The 18,098-nt window shown below is 71.8% G+C and carries 19 protein-coding genes; 7 read left to right on the forward strand and 12 right to left on the reverse strand.

Features of this window, described 5'->3' with window-relative positions; all coding sequences use genetic code 11:
- Positions 1 to 40: 40 nt before the first annotated feature.
- The 6 genes from MMF94_RS25400 to MMF94_RS25425 form a co-directional block, all read right to left on the reverse strand.
- On the reverse strand, positions 41 to 868 hold the full coding sequence (locus MMF94_RS25400; protein WP_241039684.1) for an NmrA family NAD(P)-binding protein: 828 nt from the start codon (positions 866 to 868) through the stop codon (positions 41 to 43).
- A gap of 40 nt (positions 869 to 908) precedes the next feature.
- Entirely contained in the window at positions 909 to 1,838 is a 930-nt protein-coding gene (locus MMF94_RS25405) for a DNA-3-methyladenine glycosylase family protein (RefSeq protein WP_241039685.1), read from the reverse strand.
- Positions 1,831 to 2,901, reverse strand: a complete 1,071-nt coding sequence (gene manB / locus MMF94_RS25410; protein WP_241039803.1) for a mannose-1-phosphate guanylyltransferase — start codon at positions 2,899 to 2,901, stop codon at positions 1,831 to 1,833. The genes MMF94_RS25405 and manB overlap by 8 nt, the downstream gene beginning before the upstream one ends.
- Before the next feature lie 48 nt (positions 2,902 to 2,949).
- Positions 2,950 to 3,831 (reverse strand): glycosyltransferase family 2 protein, encoded by an 882-nt coding sequence (locus tag MMF94_RS25415; RefSeq protein WP_241039686.1) that lies wholly within the window; start codon positions 3,829 to 3,831, stop codon positions 2,950 to 2,952.
- 75 nt (positions 3,832 to 3,906) lie between these two features.
- Positions 3,907 to 4,758, reverse strand: coding sequence for a tetratricopeptide repeat protein (locus MMF94_RS25420; RefSeq protein ID WP_241039687.1), 852 nt, complete (start codon positions 4,756 to 4,758; stop codon positions 3,907 to 3,909).
- A 51-nt stretch (positions 4,759 to 4,809) separates the two neighbouring features.
- Positions 4,810 to 5,637 (reverse strand): glycosyltransferase, encoded by an 828-nt coding sequence (locus tag MMF94_RS25425; protein WP_241039688.1) that lies wholly within the window; start codon positions 5,635 to 5,637, stop codon positions 4,810 to 4,812.
- Positions 5,638 to 6,055: 418 nt separating this feature from the next.
- On the opposite strand from MMF94_RS25425, the gene MMF94_RS25430 reads away from it, so the two are divergent.
- From MMF94_RS25430 to MMF94_RS25450, 5 genes are all read left to right on the forward strand, one after another.
- On the forward strand, positions 6,056 to 7,534 hold the full coding sequence (locus MMF94_RS25430; RefSeq protein WP_241039689.1) for an LCP family protein: 1,479 nt from the start codon (positions 6,056 to 6,058) through the stop codon (positions 7,532 to 7,534).
- Positions 7,535 to 7,548: 14 nt separating this feature from the next.
- On the forward strand, positions 7,549 to 8,271 hold the full coding sequence (locus MMF94_RS25435) for a TIGR03089 family protein (RefSeq protein WP_241039690.1): 723 nt from the start codon (positions 7,549 to 7,551) through the stop codon (positions 8,269 to 8,271).
- Between the two features lie 171 nt (positions 8,272 to 8,442).
- Positions 8,443 to 8,832, forward strand: coding sequence for a GntR family transcriptional regulator (locus MMF94_RS25440; RefSeq protein WP_241039691.1), 390 nt, complete (start codon positions 8,443 to 8,445; stop codon positions 8,830 to 8,832).
- A complete protein-coding gene (locus tag MMF94_RS25445) occupies positions 8,825 to 9,493 on the forward strand; it encodes an ATP-binding cassette domain-containing protein (protein ID WP_241039692.1) in 669 nt (222 codons plus the stop codon). Before MMF94_RS25440 ends, MMF94_RS25445 begins: the two co-directional genes overlap by 8 nt.
- Entirely contained in the window at positions 9,490 to 10,518 is a 1,029-nt protein-coding gene (locus MMF94_RS25450; protein WP_241039693.1) for a hypothetical protein, read from the forward strand. The genes MMF94_RS25445 and MMF94_RS25450 overlap by 4 nt, the downstream gene beginning before the upstream one ends.
- Before the next feature lie 90 nt (positions 10,519 to 10,608).
- On the opposite strand, the gene MMF94_RS25455 is transcribed toward MMF94_RS25450, so the two are convergent.
- On the reverse strand, positions 10,609 to 11,391 hold the full coding sequence (locus tag MMF94_RS25455) for a DUF899 family protein (RefSeq protein WP_241039694.1): 783 nt from the start codon (positions 11,389 to 11,391) through the stop codon (positions 10,609 to 10,611).
- 127 nt (positions 11,392 to 11,518) lie between these two features.
- Complete coding sequence (locus MMF94_RS25460) at positions 11,519 to 12,676, reverse strand: acyl-CoA dehydrogenase family protein (RefSeq protein WP_241039695.1); 1,158 nt, start codon at positions 12,674 to 12,676, stop codon at positions 11,519 to 11,521.
- 59 nt (positions 12,677 to 12,735) lie between these two features.
- On the opposite strand from MMF94_RS25460, the gene MMF94_RS25465 reads away from it, so the two are divergent.
- Positions 12,736 to 13,422, forward strand: a complete 687-nt coding sequence (locus MMF94_RS25465) for a TetR family transcriptional regulator (protein WP_241039696.1) — start codon at positions 12,736 to 12,738, stop codon at positions 13,420 to 13,422.
- A gap of 304 nt (positions 13,423 to 13,726) precedes the next feature.
- Here MMF94_RS25465 and purE read toward each other — a convergent pair whose 3' ends face one another.
- Both purE and MMF94_RS25475 read right to left on the reverse strand, forming a co-directional pair.
- Positions 13,727 to 14,230, reverse strand: a complete 504-nt coding sequence (purE, locus tag MMF94_RS25470) for a 5-(carboxyamino)imidazole ribonucleotide mutase (RefSeq protein WP_241039697.1) — start codon at positions 14,228 to 14,230, stop codon at positions 13,727 to 13,729.
- Complete coding sequence (locus MMF94_RS25475; protein WP_277398823.1) at positions 14,223 to 15,443, reverse strand: 5-(carboxyamino)imidazole ribonucleotide synthase; 1,221 nt, start codon at positions 15,441 to 15,443, stop codon at positions 14,223 to 14,225. The genes purE and MMF94_RS25475 overlap by 8 nt, the downstream gene beginning before the upstream one ends.
- A 57-nt stretch (positions 15,444 to 15,500) precedes the next feature.
- Here MMF94_RS25475 and MMF94_RS25480 point away from each other — a divergent pair, with 57 nt between their 5' ends.
- A complete protein-coding gene (locus MMF94_RS25480; RefSeq protein ID WP_241039698.1) occupies positions 15,501 to 16,010 on the forward strand; it encodes a GtrA family protein in 510 nt (169 codons plus the stop codon).
- Positions 16,011 to 16,034: 24 nt separating this feature from the next.
- Here MMF94_RS25480 and MMF94_RS25485 read toward each other — a convergent pair whose 3' ends face one another.
- Entirely contained in the window at positions 16,035 to 17,321 is a 1,287-nt protein-coding gene (locus MMF94_RS25485; RefSeq protein WP_241039699.1) for an ATP-binding protein, read from the reverse strand.
- 12 nt (positions 17,322 to 17,333) lie between these two features.
- A complete protein-coding gene (locus tag MMF94_RS25490) occupies positions 17,334 to 17,990 on the reverse strand; it encodes a response regulator transcription factor (RefSeq protein WP_241039700.1) in 657 nt (218 codons plus the stop codon).
- Positions 17,991 to 18,098 lie beyond the last annotated feature (108 nt).

Here is an 18,098-nt window from a genome sequence, read left to right on the forward strand (position 1 = left end):
GGAGATCGCCCCTCCGGCGCGGTGTCCTGCCCTGAGGACTTCACGCGGACCGCCCGAATGCCGGCGCCTGCTCGGTAGCCCATTCCGTGAACGCCCGGGGCCGGCGGCCGGTCAGGCGCTCCACCGTGTCGGTCGCCGCACGGGCCGACGCCGGTGGGTTCGACTGCCAGGCCGCCAGGATCTCGATCAGCTCCTCGGCGTGGCCTGCCGCCCGCCACCGTTCGCGGGCCTGCGCCTCGGTCAGTTCTACGAACTCGACCGGCCGGCCGATCGCCCGCGCGATGGCGGCCACACGTTGCGGTGGGGTGAGCGCCTCCGGACCCGTGATCGGGTAGGTCCGGCCGGCGTGACCGTCGTCAACGAGCACCGTGGCCGCGACCGCCCCGACGTCCGCCTCGTGCACCACGGCCAGCGGCACCGCCGCGAACGGCTCCCGCACCACGCCCTCGTCCCGGATCGAGGTGGCCCAGCCGAGTGCATTGCTCATGAAGTCGACGGGCTGCAGCCGCGTCCACTCCAGTCCGCTCGCCTCGACGGCCTTCTCGACGGGCCCGTCCTCGCCGTTCCAGAGCAGGGCGACGCGGCGCACTCCGGCCTTGTGCGCGATCTCGGCGATCTCCGGACCGGTCCGGAGGGTCGCGTAGTCGTCGCCGCCGACCGTCAACAGGTGGACAGCCGTCACGCCGTCGAAGGCGGGGCCGAGGGTGTCCGGGTCGGTCAGGTCACCGCCCACCACCTCGACCCCGGCGGGGAGCGCCGCGTGGTGCGGATGCCTGGTCAGAGCGCGGACGCGCTGCCCCGCACGCACGAGGTGCCCGACAACGTGGCGGCCGGCTCTACCGGTGGCGCCGGTCACGAGAATCGTCATGATTCGGACGATAGGAGCTAAAGCGGACTTCAGGTCAAGCTCAGATCGCGCGGTAGTCCTTCGGCGAGAACCGCGGCCCGAAGCGCGGTCGCCGGAAGCCCGAAACCTCTACGAACCGCACCGCCCGCTGACGCTGCGGCACGTAGGGCGCGAGCACGCCGAGCATCGCCGCGTCGTCGATCGGGCGCCCGACGAGGGCCCAGCCGACGAGCGTGGGAATATGGAAGTCCCCGACGCTCACCGCGTCCGCGTCGCCCCAGGCGCGCTGTGCCACCTCGGCCGCCGTCCACACCCCGATCCCCGGCACCTTGCGCAACAGCTCCCGGCCGGCCTCGCCGCCGAGCTCGCACGCGGTCTCCAGGCGCTGGGCGACGGCAGCGCTCGCGAGGATGGCGCGCCGCCGCGCCGAGTCGACGCCCGCCCGATGCCATTCCCAGTCCGGGATCGCCCGGATCTGCGCCGGAGTCGGCGGCACGCGCATCCCGTCGGGGGCCGGACCGGGAGCCGGATCGCCGAAGCGCCGGCACAGCTCCCGCCACGACCGGCGCGCCTCCACACCCGTCACCTTCTGTTCCAGCACCGCGGGCACGAGCACGTCCCACACCCGCATGGACGCGCCGAACCGCAGGCCCGGCATCCGCCGAGCGGCGTCGGCGACGAGCGGGTGGTGCGCGACGAACTCCTCCGGCCTGTCGTGCACGCCCAGCAGCGCGGGCAGACCGTCGAGCGACCACTGCGCACCCGGTCCCCACGCCTCGCACACCACGGTGCCGTCGGAGCGGCGATGCAGTCGAGTGGTCGCCGGTCCGTCCGGGGTGGTGGAGGCTCGCCAGATCGCCGAACCCTCGCCGACCGAGTGCCAGGTGGGGTCGCCCCGCCCGCGGCGGAGCGGGGCGAGCACACCCGAGAGGTCGAGGCGGTAGGCCGGGCGCCACTCCCGGGCCCCTGCGGGCCCGGGGTGATCAGACATCCGGGGAGAACCGCAAACCATGGGGTGGAAGCACGACGTCCGGCCAGATCCGCAGGCCACGGCGCAGCTCGCAGTGGGCCCCGACGACCGCCCTGTCCCCCACGACGGTGTCGTTGACCAGCGCGCCTTCCTCGACCCGCGCACCCGCACCGATGACGGCGTGCTCGACGACCGCGCCTTCTCCCACCACGGCACCATCGAACAACATCGAGCCTTCGACGCGGGCACCTGCCCCGATCCGGACGCCCCGGCCGACAGTGGTGCCGCCGAAGACCAGCGCGGAGTCATCGACCTCGGCGCCCTCCAGCACCAGCGACTCGCCGGTCGGCCCCGGCAACGCCGCGGAGGGCGCGACCCCGCGGACCAGGTCGGCCGAGCCGTGGATCAGGTCGGCCGGGGTGCCCATGTCCCGCCAGTAGGCGTTGTCGACGTGCCCGAAGACCTGCGCCCCGGCCGAGAGCAGCTCGGGGAACGTCTCGCGCTCCACCGACACCGCGCGTCCCTCGGGGATCGACTCGATCACCGAGCGGCGGAAGACGTAGCAACCCGCGTTGATCTGGTCGGTGGGCGGGTCCTCGGTCTTCTCGAGGAAGTCCAGCACCGAGCCCGACTCGTCGGTGGGGACGCAGCCGTAGGCGCGGGGGTCCTGCACGCGCACCAGGTGCAGGGTCACGTCGGCGTCGTTGCGACGGTGGGTGTCGACGACGGCGCGCAGGTCGGTGCCGCAGAGCACGTCGCCGTTGAAGACGAGGACGTTGTCGGTGGTGAGGTACTTGGCGACGTTGCGGATCCCGCCACCGGTGCCCAACGGGTGGCTCTCCACCACGTACTCGATCTCGAGGCCGAGTGCGGACCCGTCCCCGAAGTGCTCGGAGAACGTCTCGGCGAGGTACGAGGTGCCTAGTACGACGCGCCCGACACCCGCGGCTCGGATCCGGGACAGCAGGTGTGCCAGGAACGGCACGCCCGCCGTTGGCAGCATGGGCTTGGGGGCTGAGAGCGTTAGCGGCCGCAGCCGTGTTCCCTTGCCCCCGACCAGCACCACGGCCTCGACGTCCTGCAGCACGCGTTCTCTCCTCCAGCTCCGTACAGCTCGGTTACAGCTCGGTCTTCAGCTCTCGGGAATTCGACTCGCGATGTTTCGGTATGTGCCCCGGCCAGTGAGCGCCACCACCCGATCGGTGAGCGCCAGCAGCAGCCGCGCCGGGGCCGGGCCGCGCTCGTGTACGTACCGGTGCAGACCGTCCGCGTGGGACGCCAGGATGTCGTGGCCGCCGCGGATCCCGGCGCCTGCCGTGATCACGACCCCGGGCACGTGCACCAGCAGCCAGCCTGCGCGCCCCAGCCGGTCGCCGAGGTCGACGTCGGCCATGTCGACGGGCCCGGGGGCGCCGAGGTAGCGGGCGTCGAAGCCGTCCACGGAATCCCAGGCGGCGCGGCGCACCAGCACGCACGACGTGGAGAGCCAGCCCGTCCTGCCCGAGCCCGCGCCTGTCGGGATCCGGTCGCGCAGCACCTGCGTGACAGAGGGCAGCGTGCCCGCCGACGGCACCACGGTGCCCGTCGCGTCGGTGAGCCGCGGCCCGAGCAGCGCCGCTCGCGGGTACCGGGCGGCAGCCGCGAGCAACGAGTCCAGCGCGCCGGGCTCCCAGTGCACCTGCGGGTCGCTGATCACGACCCAGCCGATCGCGGCGTCCAGGCCTGCCACGGCGCGGTTGATCGCCGCGGGCCGGCCGATGTCCTCGGCGAGCCGCAGCACCTCGACCCCGTCGCCGGAGGTCTCGGATGCCGCGTCCCCCGCCACGGTCAGGACGATGCGCAGCGGACGGGTGGTGGCCGCTCGGAGCGTCCCGGCGTCCATGACCGGAGAGGTCGAGCGCGCGACGGTGACCACGGCCAGCCCGTTGCCGTACTCCCGCTGTGGGTCGCCGCCCGGGCCGGAGCGGCCGAGCGCGCCACGGTTCGGCTCGTCGCGGATCGGATCGCGGCCCACGGCGGCACCCTAGTGGCGCCGGACACTGCACCCGCCGCGCCCCACCGGCCGGGTCAAAGCCCGGAACGGGTGCTGTTACCCCCAGTCGTCCGGGTCGCCGCCGTCGAGCTCGATCATCGCCTGCCGCGCCGCCGTATCACCGGAGTCGATCGCGAGCTGCAGATAGGAGCGCGCCTCGTCCGGCCGGTCCTGGTCCAGCAGGAATCGCCCGAGCGCGTGGGCCCAGCCGGGCTCCTCACGTTGCTCGGCCTCGCGCAGCTCGCGCTCGGCGCCCTCCTGGTCGCCCTGCCCCGCGAGGAACTGGCCGTACGCGATGTGGGCGCGCAACGCCCCGAGCTCCCCGGCCTTGCGGTACCACCCGTCGGCGTCGTCGGTCCGGCCCTCCAGCGCCCGGAGGTCGGCGAGCGCCACGAGGGTGTCCGGGCGGCTCTCGTCGGCGTAACGCTCGGCGGCCTCCCGCGCCGCCGGCAGGTCGTCTGCATCGAGATGCAGCTCGACGAGGTTGGCCGATGCCAGCTCGTCCCCCGCCTCGGCAGCCTGGACGAGCACCTGCACCGCCTCGCCAGGCCTGCCCTCGTCGCGGAGCAGGATCGCGAGATCGTTGGCCGCGGTGACCTCGCCGGACTCGACGGCGAGCCGCAGCATGCTCTCGGCGCCTGCACGATCACCGAGCTCCGCCCGCGCCACCCCGAGCCGGCCCGCGAACCGCACGCCGCCCTGATCCACCACCACGGTCAGCCACTCAGCGGCGGCAAACCAGCTGCCGCTCTCGAAGTAGGCGCGGACCAATAGGTCGGGAGCGGACGGCTCACCGACGGCCACGCCCTGGCGCAGCACCTCGACGGCGTCCAGCGGCCGTCCCGCGTCGAGCAGCGCGGAACCTTCGGCAGAAAGGGGTTCAGACGGTGGCGACGACGGCTGGGTCATCGGGCTCCCCTCGATCGAATGATCGATGATCCCACTTCGACCCACTGATGATCAGCCTCGATACGTGGCGATCACATTTCGATAGGCGATCCGGCGAACCCGCTCCGGGACGAGCCGGTAGCCCCCGCGCACGAGGACGTTGCGCGCGAACTGGCGCCCCGTCGTGAACCCCATCGAGCGGAACCGCCACTGAAGGGCGACCTCGACGCCCAGCTGCCGCAGCCCGCCCCGGCGCGCGTAGGCGCCTGCCCCGACGCGGTACTTCACGAGGGGCTCCGCGAGGTTGGCCACCTGCGCTCCGGCGACGATCATCTTCGCCCAGAGCAGGTAGTCCTCCATCAGCGGAAAGTTGGTGTAGCCGCCGACGGACTGCACCAGCGCACGCCGGTAGACCACGGTGGGGTGGTTGAACGGCACGGCGAACCGCGCGCGGGTCCGGATGTCCCTCGGCTCGGTCGGAGGCGTCCGGGTGCCGACGACGTCGTCGGGGTGCTCACCGAACTCCAGCAGCCCCGAGCCCACGATGTCCGCACCGCCCTCGATGATCGGCATCTGCACGGCGAACCGGTGCGGAAGGGAGATGTCGTCGGCGTCCATCCGGGCGACGACCGCGTACCGGCAGGCCGCGAGGCCGGCGTCGAGCGCGGGGCCGAGGCCGACGTTGCGCTCCAACGCCACCACTTCCACGGGCACCGGACTCGTCACGGCGAGCTTCGCGATCCGCTCCTCGAGGACGGCGGGCACGGGGCCGTCACGAACGATGACGACCTCGTCCGGCTGCCGGGTCTGATCGTCCACTGAGGATCGGAACGCCTCGGTGAGGAAATCGGGCTGGTCACCGGCCCACACGGGCAGCAACAACGACAGCTGTTCGGGCAACGAGGGCCCCCTCTTCTCCCGGGCTGCCGCCCGGGGCCACTGTTCGTGACGAATGTGGACGCGATAACGCTCACCCGCGACACGCGCACCGCCCGAAGCGGACGAGCGCGCGTCGTGCTGCACCCTAGGAGATCCGACAGCGGCGGCCTCCGGAGGTGCACAGGTGCAAGGACGGGGCAATTCCGACGACCGTCCGCGCCGCGATCCGCACCGCCCCGTCCGCCGCCAGGACGAACAACGCCGGGACCGCCCGGACCGCTCGGCACGGTACGCGTCCGGCCGCCGGACGACGCCCGAGCCGGGGGCGTCCGGGACCGCCAGGACACGCGGTGCGCCCCGGGGTTCCGGCGCGCGGACCACCGGCCGATCGGATACGACGGGTTGGACGACCGCGCGCCCGAAGCGCACGCGCCCGGCCGTGGCCACGCGTGACCCGAAGCCACGGCGCACCGTGAAGCAGCGGATCCAGTTGGTGCTCGTCGTGGCGTCGGTGCTGGTCATGGTGCTCACCGGCACCGCGTGGGGTCTCTACCGCGACATCACGGCCGGGATCACCACCACCAACGTGATCGCGGGGGGCGACGACGACGACGCGGACAACATCCTGCTGGTCGGCGTGGACAGCCGCACCGATGCCCAGGGCAACCCGCTACCCCCCGCGTTGCAGCGCCTTCTGAGCAGCGGTCCCGACTCCGGCGTGCTCAACTCCGACACGATCATCCTGCTGCACGTGCCGAAGGACGGGGGCGCCGCGGTGGCGTTCTCCATTCCCCGTGACAGCTACGTCAACATCCCCGGCTACCAGCGGGACAAGATCAACGCCGCCTACCCGGCGACGAAGGCGCTCGCGGCCCAGCAGCTGGTGGCCCAGGGAGTCGAGGATCCCAAGCAGGTGGACGCCGAGTCGTCCGAGAAGGGCCGCAGCACGCTGATCCAGACGGTGGAGGACCTCACCGGCCTGCACGTCGACCATTACGCCGAGATCAACCTGCTCGGCTTCTACAACCTCACCGAGGCGATCGGCGGCGTCGACGTATGCCTCAAGGAGCCGGTGAACGACCCGCTCTCCGGAGCCCGGTTCCAGGCCGGGCCGCAGACGATCTCCGGCGCCTCCGCGCTCGCGTTCGTCCGGCAACGGCACGGGCTGCCCGAAGGCGACATGTCGCGGATCCGCCGCCAGCAGGTGTTCCTCGCCGCGGTCGCCGACAAGATCCTCTCCAGCGGCACGCTGACCAACCCGAGCAAGCTCAGATCGTTGATCAGCGCCGCCCAGCAGGCCCTGGTCATCGACTCCGGCTGGGACCTCCTCAGCTTCGCCCAGCAGGCCTCCGACATCGCAGCGGGGAACCTCGAGTTCCTCACCATCCCCACCACCGGCACCGAGTCGAACGCACGTGGCGATGTCGTGCTGGTGAATCCGGCACAGGTGAAGACGTTCGTCGACCAGCGCATCGAGGAGCAGCAACGCGCGGCCGAGGAGGAGCAGAAGGCGCCTCCACTGCCGCCGGCCCGGGTCGACGTGATCGCGTCGCGCTACGTCGTCGACGTGCAGAACGGCTCGAACCTGACCGGGATGGCCGCCGCGGTCGCCCGCCGCATGCGCGAGCTCGGCTTCGTCTCGGGCACCGTGGACAACACCGGCCCGACACCCACCTCCGTCGTCCGCTACACCGGCTCCGACCGCAAGGCGGCGCAGGCGGTGGCCGACCAGCTGGGCGGCATCCCGGTGCAGAGCGAGGGCGGTGTGACGCCCGGCCACCTGGCCGTGTTGCTCGGAGCCGACTTCAACCCGGCTACGCTCCCTGCTGCGGCCGACGACGCCCAGGCCCGCCCGGTCACCGCCCCTTCGGGTGCCGCCGCGCCGATCACGGCAGCGGGCGTGCCCTGCGTCGACTGACCTACGGTGTGCCCGTGACGCTCACCGCAGCCCTGCTGGACCCCCTGCGCTCCGGCGCGGCCGCCGCCCGGCCGCTGATCACCTTCTACGACGACGCGACGGGCGAGCGCATCGAACTGTCCGGCACCACCACCGCCAACTGGGCCGCGAAGACGGCCAACCTCCTCCATGACGAATGCGACGTCGAGCCGGGCGCCCGGGTGGCCCTCCTGCTCCCCGCGCACTGGCAGACGGCCGCGGTGCTGCTGGGGGCGTGGTCATGCGGTGCGGAGATCGTCGACGCGCCCACCGAGGCGGAGTGGGTGCTGAGCGACGCCGACCGCATCGATCTCGCGCTGGCCGCGGCTCCGTCGGGCGGCGTGATCGCGCTGTCGCTGGACGCGTTCGGCAAGGGTGTTCCCGGGCTGCCGTCGGGCGTGATCGACTTCGCCACCGAGGTGCGGCTGCACGGCGACGAGTTCGTCTCGTGGGAACCGATCCCCGACGACACCCCCGCGCTGGCCGGCGCCACCGTGGCGGAGGTGCTCGCCGACGCCCGCGCCCGGGCCGCGGCGCTCGGGCTCACGGGCTCGGACCGCGTGCTGTCCACACTGGAGTGGTCGACCACCGACGGCCTGGGCAACGGCCTGCTCGCGGTGCTGGCCGCCGGGGCGTCCCTGGTTCAGGTCAGGAACCCGGCGGCGGACGCCATGGAGCGCAGGGCGGCGACGGAACGAACAACGGTGCGCCTGGCATAGCGGCGACATGGACACGTATCGCTGTTCTGTAGGCGCCCGAACAGCGACCTGTGTCCATGACGCGCCACCGTGACGAGCTGCTGCTCCGTTCGCCACTACATCTGGGATTGACTCGGCGCCCGACGATCTCCATCATTTCACTACTTACTTAGTGCTTTGAGGGTGGATCGAGTGGAGTTTCGGATCGAACGGCGGTCGGGAGTGCCGACGTACCTGCAGATCGTCACGCAGGTGAAGCAGGCGCTGCGACTCGGCACGCTCCAGCCCGGCGACCGGCTGCCGACGGCCAAGGCCGTCGTGGCGCAGACCGCGGTGAACCCGAACACCGTCCTCAAGGCCTACCGCGAGCTCGAACGTGACGGGCTCGTCGAACCCCGCCCCGGCGCGGGCACGTTCGTGCTGCAGTCGCTCGCCAGGCCTGGAGCGCACGAGCAGCTGCGAGGGGACCTCGAGGAGTGGATGGAGCGGGCCACCGCGGCCGGCCTCGACCGCGAGGACGTCGACGCGCTGGTCGCGGACGTGCGTGATCGGCACTTCCGAAGGGAGAGGACGAATGGCTGAGGCCGAGGGCTTCGCGCTGCGGCTCGACGGCTTGAGCAGGCGTTATCGCACTCGGTGGGCACTTCGCGACTGCTCGCTCGAGCTGCCCCGCGGGCGCGTGTCGGCGCTGGTCGGCTCGAACGGTGCGGGCAAGACGACGCTGTTCATGCTCGCCACCGGCCTGCTTCGCCCGACCTCCGGCACGATCGACGTCCTCGGCGCCGACCCGGCACGCACCGGCATGCCGGCTGGGGCCAGCTTCCTGGCCCAGGACAAACCGCTGTACCGAACGTTCCGGGTCGCCGAGGTACTGCGGGCGGCGGCAGCCCTCAACTCCCACGCCCGGTGGGACGCCGGGTACGCCGCTCGGCTGATCGACGAAGCGGGCATCGGCCCACAGGATCGCGTCCGCGAACTCTCCCCCGGACAGAGGGCTCGTGTCGCGCTGGCGGTCGCGCTCGGCCGCCGGCCCGAGCTACTCTCCGGGCACCGCCACCTGGCCGGACCGGCCACCAATCGAGACGACCTCGCAGGCGCGGCAGTCGTCCACGCTTCGACGGCGGGCCGGCAGACCACCGCGCTCGTTCGCGGTACCGAGGCTCCACCCGCGTTCCGTGCCGAGCGGCCGACCCTCGACGATCTCGTGCTTGCCTACCTGCGGGAACAGGAGAGTGCCGCATGATCTGGCTCGTCTGGCGCCGCCAGCGCGCCGCCCTGCTGACGGTCGCCGGACTGGTGGCCGTGGTCGCCGTCGTGCTCGCCGCCGGCCGGATCGCCTTCCTCGCCCACATGCGCGCCCACGGCGTCGACCAGACGTGCTTCGAGGTGCTGTCCGAAGCGTGCCGGCACGACGCGGTGGCCGCGCTCGGAGTGGACCAGCCGTCGGGCTACGGCATGTTCTGGGGTCTGGGCCACTTCGCACTGCTGGCACTCCCCCTTGTGGTCGGGCTGCTCGCCGGGGTGGAGGTGTTCCACCGCGAGATCGACGAAAGGACCTACGTCCTCGCCCTGACCCAGGGCGTCACCCCCACCCGGTGGTGGGCGACCAACCTGCTGGTGACCGGCGTTCCCGTCGCGGTGCTCCCTGTGCTGCTCGGCGTCGTGGCCGAGTGGGCGTACGCGCCGTTCGATCTGATCACCTACTCGTTCAGCCCGCTGGAGACTCCGATCTTCGAGATCTCGGGGATCGTCCCGGCCGCGTACGCGCTGCTGGCGTTCACCCTCGCGGCCGGCACCGGGCTCGTGGCCGGCGGCCGGCTGACCGCGGTCATCGTCGCGGTCGTCGGCTACGGCGTGCTGATGTTCGTGCTCGCGACGATCGCCCGGCCGGACTACCTGCCCGCCGAGACCGTGCGCCAGTCGATCGATCCCACCCGCCCGGACGGCGGGCTCACCGACGTCGCAGGCACCTGGCAGATCGAGCGTCGCTGGGTCGACGACCAGGGCGTCCCGCGCGTCGCCACCGGCTGCGGCCAGGCCGACGAATACCTGCGCTGCATGCACGACGCCGGCGTGACCGGCTACGAGGTGCGCACCCAACCGAACAGCCGATACTGGGCGTTCCAGCTGATCGAGACCGCGATCCTCGTGGCGCTGTCGGCGGTGGCTCTCGCGTCGACCAATCCACGGGTCGCCGCGCGGTGGCGCGACCGGCGAATCACCGCCCCGAGGCGCGCTACGGGGCCGACATCGATGAACTCGCCGTAATGTCCAGCTGATCGTGGTGCCTGCCGCGCTCCCACCGTTGGCGCAAGCCGGGGGTCGGCCTGCCCCACAGCGTTGTCGCTCGGAGGGGCGTCAGTGGTGGTGGCCGTTGCGGCCGAGTGTCTCCACGGGGGTCACGCCGGGTCGGGTCCACTGCGGCACGGGGCGGCTGGTCGGGCCCCAGGTGGGGTTCCCGTCCGCGTCCGAGCGCCAGGACCAGCACGGGTTCCGCCCCTCGGGCCGGCCCTCGGGGTTGTCCTCCCACGCCTCGCCGCGGCCGTAGGGGGTCATGTCGAGCAGGCCGAGGGACCCGTTGACCCGCTCGTTGCCACGGCCCGTCGTGGAGTAGGTGAGAAACACGCGGTCGCCGTCGCGCAGGAAACACGTGATGTGGCCCATGTCGCTGCCGACCGGCGCGTCCATGTCCCGCACCGAGTACCAGGGCTCGGTGTAGCCCATGAACTCGACAAAGGAGGCCACCTCGTCCCACGAGCCCGTGGTCAGGACGGCGAACGAGACGCCGCGCGCGTTGAGGTAGACCGCGTCCTTCAGGTGCCATGCCGTGGTGGTGCAGCCCTCGCACTGCCCCTGGTGCGGCGCGCCGTCGTACCACATGTGCTTGTAGACCACGAGCTCGTCACGGCCCTGGAACAGGTCCCGGAACGGGACCGGGCCGTCGGGTCCGACGACCTCGACCGTCCCGTCGAACTCCACCATCGGCAGCCTGCGGCGGGCCGCGGCGAGGGCGTCGCCCTCGCGCGTGTACGCCTTCTCGCGGACCAGCAGCTCGTCACGGGCGGTCTGCCAGGTGGCCAGGTCGACGACGGGCGGGCGGCCGGGAAGCGCGGCGGCCAGGTCGTCCGGCGTGGTCGTCATGGTGTCCTCCGTGGTGTCTCCTGCCGGGGAGCGTCGTACTACGACGGTCAGCAGAACAGACCCGCGACCCGGCCGGAACTCATCGCGGCCGGGCGCCCTCGGAGGTCGGGCAGACGAGTTCGGTGGTCTAGTCCCTGAGCAGCGCTCGGGCCATCACCAGGCGCTGGATCTGGTTGGTGCCCTCGTAGATCTGGGTGATCTTCGCGTCGCGCATCATGCGTTCCACGGGGAAGTCCTTCGTGTACCCGGCCCCGCCGAGCAGTTGCACGGCGTCGGTGGTGACGCTCATCGCGGTGTCGGACGCCAGGCACTTGGCCGCGCTCGAGATGAAGCCGAGGTTCGCCTCGCCCCGCTCCGCGCGGGATGACGCCACGTAGACCAGCTGGCGGGCCGCCTCCACCTTCATCGCCATGTCGGCGACCATGAACTGGAGGCCCTGGAACTCCGCGAGGTGCCTGCCGAACTGCTTGCGTTCCTTGACGTACGCGATGGCGACGTCCAGCGCCCCCTGCGCAATGCCGACGGCCTGCGCGCCGATCGTGGGGCGGGTGTGGTCCAGCGTCCGCAGAGCCGTCTTGAAGCCGGTGCCCTCCGCACCGATGATGCGGTCGGCCGGGATCCGGCAGTCGGTGAAGTAGATCTCCCGGGTGGGTGAGCCGCTGATGCCGAGCTTGCGCTCCTTGGGCCCCACCTCGAAGCCCGAGTCGTCCCGGTGCACCACGAAAGCCGAGATGCCGTTGGCCCCGCGCTCCGGGTCGGTGGACGCCATCACCGTGTACCAGGTGGACTCTCCCGCGTTGGTGATCCAGGCCTTGGTGCCGTTCAGCACCCACGAGTCGCCGTCGCGGCGTGCGCGCGTCTTCATCGACGCGGCGTCGGAGCCGGCCTCCCGCTCCGAGAGGGCGTAGCTGATCATCGCCTCGCCGGTGGCGATCGACGGGAGCACCTGCTTCTTCAGCTCGTCGGACGCCGAGAGCAGGATCGGGGTGAGACCCAGCCCGTTGACGGCAGGCACCAGCGACGACGACGCGCAGACGCGCGCCACCTCCTCGATCACGATGCAGCCCGCGAGCTCGTCGGCGCCCTGGCCGCCGTACTCCTCGGGGATCGTGACGGCGTGGAACCCGGCCTTTACCAGCGCGGCGCGCGCTTCCACCGGGTAGCGGCCCTGCTCGTCCACCTCGGCGGCGTACGGGGCGATCTCCTTCTCCGCCAGCGCACGCACGGCGTCGCGGAGCGCCTCGTGCTCGTCGCTGAGCCGATACGTGTCGAACTGGGGATCCATGGGCGGTATTCTAATGGCACTGCGTGCCACCAATCAACCCGATTGCTACCCTGCGTGCCATGACTGTCGCCACCCGCCGGGGCCGCTCGCCCGAGGGACGCGCCGAGGTCCGCCGCGACCTCGTGGCGGCCGCCGTCGAGCTGTTCCGGGAGCGCGGCTACGAGGACACGACCGTCGACGACATCGCCGCTGCGGCAGGAGTCGGGCGGCGCACGTTCTTCCGCTACTTCCGCAGCAAGGAGGACGCGGTCTCTCCCGACCACGAGGCGGCCCTCGCCCGGGTGGCGGAGATCTTCGAGACGGCCCACCCCACCGAACCCGCCACCTCGCTCGCGCTGCGCGCAGGCGAGACCGTGTTCGACATCTACGCGGACGATCCGAAGCTGTCGGTGGAGCGTTACCGGCTCACCCACGCCGTCCCCGTACTGCGCGACCGGGAGTCGGCGAGCGTCGACCACTACCGCCGCATGTTCACGCGCTACCTGCGCCTGCGCTTCGACGGCGACCCGGACGGCGACCTGCGCGCGGCGGTCATCGGGGCGGCCGTGGTGGCGGCACACAATCTGGCACTACGGGCCTGGCTCGCCGCCGGGGCCCCGGAGGACGGGATGGAGGCCTCCCTCCACCGCTTCAGACAGGTGGCAGAGATGCTCCCCGGAGAACCATCGAACGGCCTGCACGAGGTGACTCAGCGCTTGGAGCAAGCGGTGGTCCGCCTGGAGCGGACCACACCACCGGCCGAATGACCCGCTCGCCGGGCTGGCCCGAGGCGCAGCGTGAAGGGGTCCGGACATGCGTGATCCCCGGGCCGCACCAGGGGGGTGCGCAAGCCGAGCTGGACGAGCTCGGGCCCGGGGATCACGGGTGACTGCCTGGAATTCGCCGGCACCACACCGGCTTCCACTTGGCCGTCGGAGAACGTGTCCTGTGGTGCTAGCGGACAGCCACCTCACGAGTCCTGTAGCTAATCAACGCTGGACCACCTCCTCTCACGTGTACCGCCACAGTACGGGCGAAGAGCAACAGCTCGCCACGCAATTTCGAGTGGCGTCAGCCATGCCCCACGGAGGCGCGCAGAGCCGTGTCCTTCGCGAGCACCGACTCAGCCAGCTCGGCCTGGAAGCGCTCCATCCAGGCCAGCAGCGCGGGATCGCCCGCCGCCAGGATCCGCACGGCCAGCAGGCCCGCGTTGCGCGCGCCGCCGACCGCCACGGTGGCCACCGGAACACCGGCGGGCATCTGCACGATCGACAGCAGGGAGTCCAGTCCGTCGAGCCGGGCGAGCGGCACCGGCACGCCGATCACCGGCAGCGGGGTGGCCGCCGCGACCATCCCGGGCAGGTGCGCGGCACCGCCTGCCCCGGCGATCACCACCCGGAGCCCGCGGCCCGCCGCGGCCGTCGCGTAGTCGAGCATGCGCTGGGGAGTGCGGTGGGCGGAGTACACGCCTACCTCGTAGGGCACCTCGAACTCGGCGAGGGCGAGGGCCGCGGCCTCCATCACCGGCCAGTCCGAGTCGCTGCCCATGATCACGCCGACCAACGGCTCAGACACGCTGCACCTCTCGTTCGATCGCGCCGCCGGCATGCGGCGACCATCCGTCGGGCCACTCCGCCGTGGACAGCCAGGCCGCGGCGAGCCCGGCCCGGCGGCGGACCTCAGCCATGTCGGTGCCCAGCGCCGTGACGTGCCCGACCTTGCGTGCCGGTCGCTCCGCCTTGCCGTACAGATGCACCTTGACGTCCGGGAACCGCGCGAAGAGGTGGTGCAGCCGCTCGTCCACGCTCATCGCGGGCGGCTGCACGGCACCCAGCACGTTGGCCATCACCACAGCGGGAGCGGTGGGTGCGGTGGCCCCGAGCGGGTAGTCGAGCACCGCTCGAACGTGCTGCTCGAACTGTGACGTGCGCGATCCCTCGATCGTCCAGTGCCCCGAGTTGTGGGGCCGCATCGCCAGCTCGTTGACGACCAGGACGCCGTCGGTGCGCTCGAACAGCTCGACGGCCAGCAGGCCCGTGACGCCCAGCTCGGACGCGATGCGCAGGGCGAGCTCCTGGGCCTCCACGGCCACGTCCTCGGGCAGGCCCGGCGCCGGGGCCAGCACCTGCACGCACTGGCCGTCCTCCTGCACCGTCTCGACCACCGGCCACGCCGCCGCCTGCCCGTAGGGCGAGCGCGCCACCAGCGCGGCCAGCTCGCGGCGCATCGGCACGGACTCCTCGGCCATCAGGGGCGTGCCCGCGGCCAGCAGCTCGTCGACCTGCGCGGGCGCCGGACCGTCGAGCATCCAGACGCCGCGCCCGTCGTAGCCGCCGCGTACGGCCTTGAGCACCACGGGCCACCCGTGCTCGGCGCCGAACCGATCGACGTCGCCGGCCTCGCGGATCTCCGCGAACCTCGGCACGGTGGCGAGCGCTTCGAGCCTGCGCCGCATCACCAACTTGTCCTGGGCGTGCAGGAGCGCGTCGGGGTGCGGGTGGACGGTGACCCCCGCATCGACGAGCGCGCGCAGGTTCTCCTGCGGCACCTGCTCATGGTCGAAGGTGACCGCTGCGCATCCGCGCGCGAACTCGCGCAGGGCCGCCAGGTCGGTGGCAGCCCCGGCGCGCACGTCGGCGCACACCAGTGCGGCGGGGTCGTCAGGGCGCTCCGCGAGTACACGGAGCGACTGGCCCAGGGCGATGGCGGCCTGGTGCGTCATGCGGGCCAGTTGGCCGGCGCCGATCATGCCGACGACGGGAAGGGGGCGAAAGTCGGGCGAGTCCACGATGCGGAAAGCCTACCTGCGGGCGCCCGACTACTGACGTCTGGCACGATCGAGCAGGTGCCATTGGTCGAGTCGGTGCTGGCCGCCATTCCGCAGCCCTACCGTGACGCCGCTGTGAAGCATCGTGAACTGGTGAAGTTCGCGGTGGTCGGCGGCAGCACCTGGGTTATCGATACAGCAATCTTCCTGTTCCTCAAGAGCACCGTGCTCATCGACAAGCCGATCACGGCCAAGGTCATCTCGGTGCTGGTGGCGACGATCGTGTCGTACGTCCTGAACCGCGAGTGGTCTTTCCGCACGCGCGGCGGGCGGGACCGTCATCACGAGGCCGCGCTCTTCTTCATCATCAGCGGCGTCGGTATCGCCGTTTACACGGCCCCGCTGGCGATATCCCGCTACATACTCGATCTCAAGGTGCCCGGCGTGAGCCTGGTCACCCAGGAGATCGCCGATTTCGTGAGCGGCCAGATCATCGGGGTACTCGCGGGAATGGCGTTCCGCTGGTGGGCCTTCCGCCGCTACGTCTTCCCCGACGAGAACGCACGCCGCAAGGTGCCCGCAGCCTGAGCGGCTGAGGGCCCGCCGGAGCGGTCAGCGCGGGGTGGTCACGGGGCGCGGGGCGCCGACCACGTCGTCGGCCCGCGCCACCGGCAGGAAGATCGTGAACATCGGCGGACGGGCCCGGGACAGCTCGAGGCGCCCGCCGTCGGCTTCGACGAGGGCGCGGGCGAGCGCGAGCCCCAGCCCTGTGGAGGACCCCACCGAGACGCCACGGTCGAACACGTGGGGCACCAGTTCCTCCGGCACGCCGGCACCCGCGTCGCTGACCTCGATGAGCAGGCTGTTCTCGGCCGCCCTGGCGCTAAGCGTGACGGTGCCTGCGCCGTGCTGGATCGCATTCTCGACGAGCGCGCCGACCGCCTCCCGGATCCGCGCCGGTGTCACCCTGGCCAGGAGCCCGGCGGGCACCCGCAACTTGAGCGACCGCCCGGCGGCGCGCAGCGCGGGGCGCCACTCGTCGGCCACGGTGCTGAGGCCCTCCCGCAGGTCCTGCAGCTGCGCTCCCGCCGCACGGGCCGCACGGGCGGCCTCCAGCAGCTCGTCGAGCACTCCGGAGAGCCGCTCGGCCTGCTCGAGGGCCGCGAGGGCCTCCCGGCGGGCACTGGGGTCGGGGTGGGAGGCGAGCTCGTCGAGCCGCAACTGCAGCGCGGTGAGCCGGCTGCGCAGCTGGTGCGACACGTCACCGACCAGTGCGCGCTCCCGCTGCACCAGTTCGGACAGCGCCGTGGCCGAGGTGTCGAGGACGTCGGACACCGCGTCGAGCTCCGGGATGCCGTGCCGTTCAGGGGCCGAGCGGAAGTCACCGGCGCCGAGCCGGGCCGCCCGTTCGGCGACGCCGCGCAACGGCTCCGCCAGCCGCCGGGCGGTGACGGTGGCCACCACGGCCCCGGTGGCGACCGACAGCACCACCAGTAGCGCGACGACCAGCGTGACCTGAACCTGCTCGGCCCGTAGGACGAGGTGCGGCTCCTCGAGCGTGATCGACCCGCCCGGTCCGAAGGGGATCGTCTCCGTCACCGGGTTCGCTCCCGGGTCGGGCCCGATCACCCGGGGCGGCTGCCCGGCCTGCTGCAGCACGAGCCGGCCACCCGCCGGAATCGCGAGTTCGAGCGCCCGCATGTCGATGCCCGAGAGGTCCCCGTTCGCGCCGGACATCGTTGCGTCCAGCCGTCCGGCCACCCGTTCGAGGCTGGACGTGAGCTCACCGCGGGTGAAGTCCTCGACGAGCCGCCAGGTGGTGATCGTCAGCGGCCCGCCGAGCACGAGTGCCGTGATAGCGACGACGAGCAGTGTCGACTGCAGGATGCGACGGCGCACCGAACGAGCCGATCAGTCGTGGTTGAACCGGAAACCGACGCCGCGCACAGTCGCGATCCGGCGCTCACCGCCGATCTTGCGGCGCAACCACGACATGTGCATGTCGAGCGTCTTCGACGTCTTCATCTCCGGGTCGTTCCACACCTCGCGGAGAATCTCCTCGCGGGTGACGACCTGGCCGGCGCGCAGCAACAGCACCCGCAGCAGCTCGAACTCCTTGTTCGCGAGCCCCACCTCGGCGCCGTCGACCAGTACCCGGCGACCGGACAGCTCCATGCGTACGCCGCCCACCTCCACCGACTCCGGAGTGAGCCGCCTCAGTAGCGCTCGAACCCTGGCGAGCAGTTCGGCGAGCCGAAACGGTTTGCCGACGTAGTCGTCGGCGCCGGCGTCGAGACCGACGACGAAGTCGACTTCGTCGGTGCGCGCGGTGAGCATGAGAACAGGCAGGTCAGGTGCGTCCAACCGCACGCGGCGGCACACCTCCAGCCCGTCCATTCCGGGTAAACCCAGATCGAGGACGAGCAGGTCGACCTGCCCGAGCCGCACTCGGTCGAGCGCGGCAACGCCGTCGACGGCGACGTCCACGTCGTACCCCTCGCGCTGCAGCGCGCGTGACAAGGGTTCGGCGATGGCGGCGTCGTCCTCGGCCAACAGGACGGTGGTCACGACATACAGTCTAGGCTGCAAACTGACGCACGGTCTGACAATGTCACAGGCACCGATGGCACCACGGCCCCGAAAACCCCCATTTCGTCGAAAATGGCATAAATGTTC

Origin of the sequence: Pseudonocardia alaniniphila (assembly GCF_022524485.1) — a bacterium.
Lineage (GTDB): Bacteria > Actinomycetota > Actinomycetes > Mycobacteriales > Pseudonocardiaceae > Pseudonocardia > Pseudonocardia alaniniphila.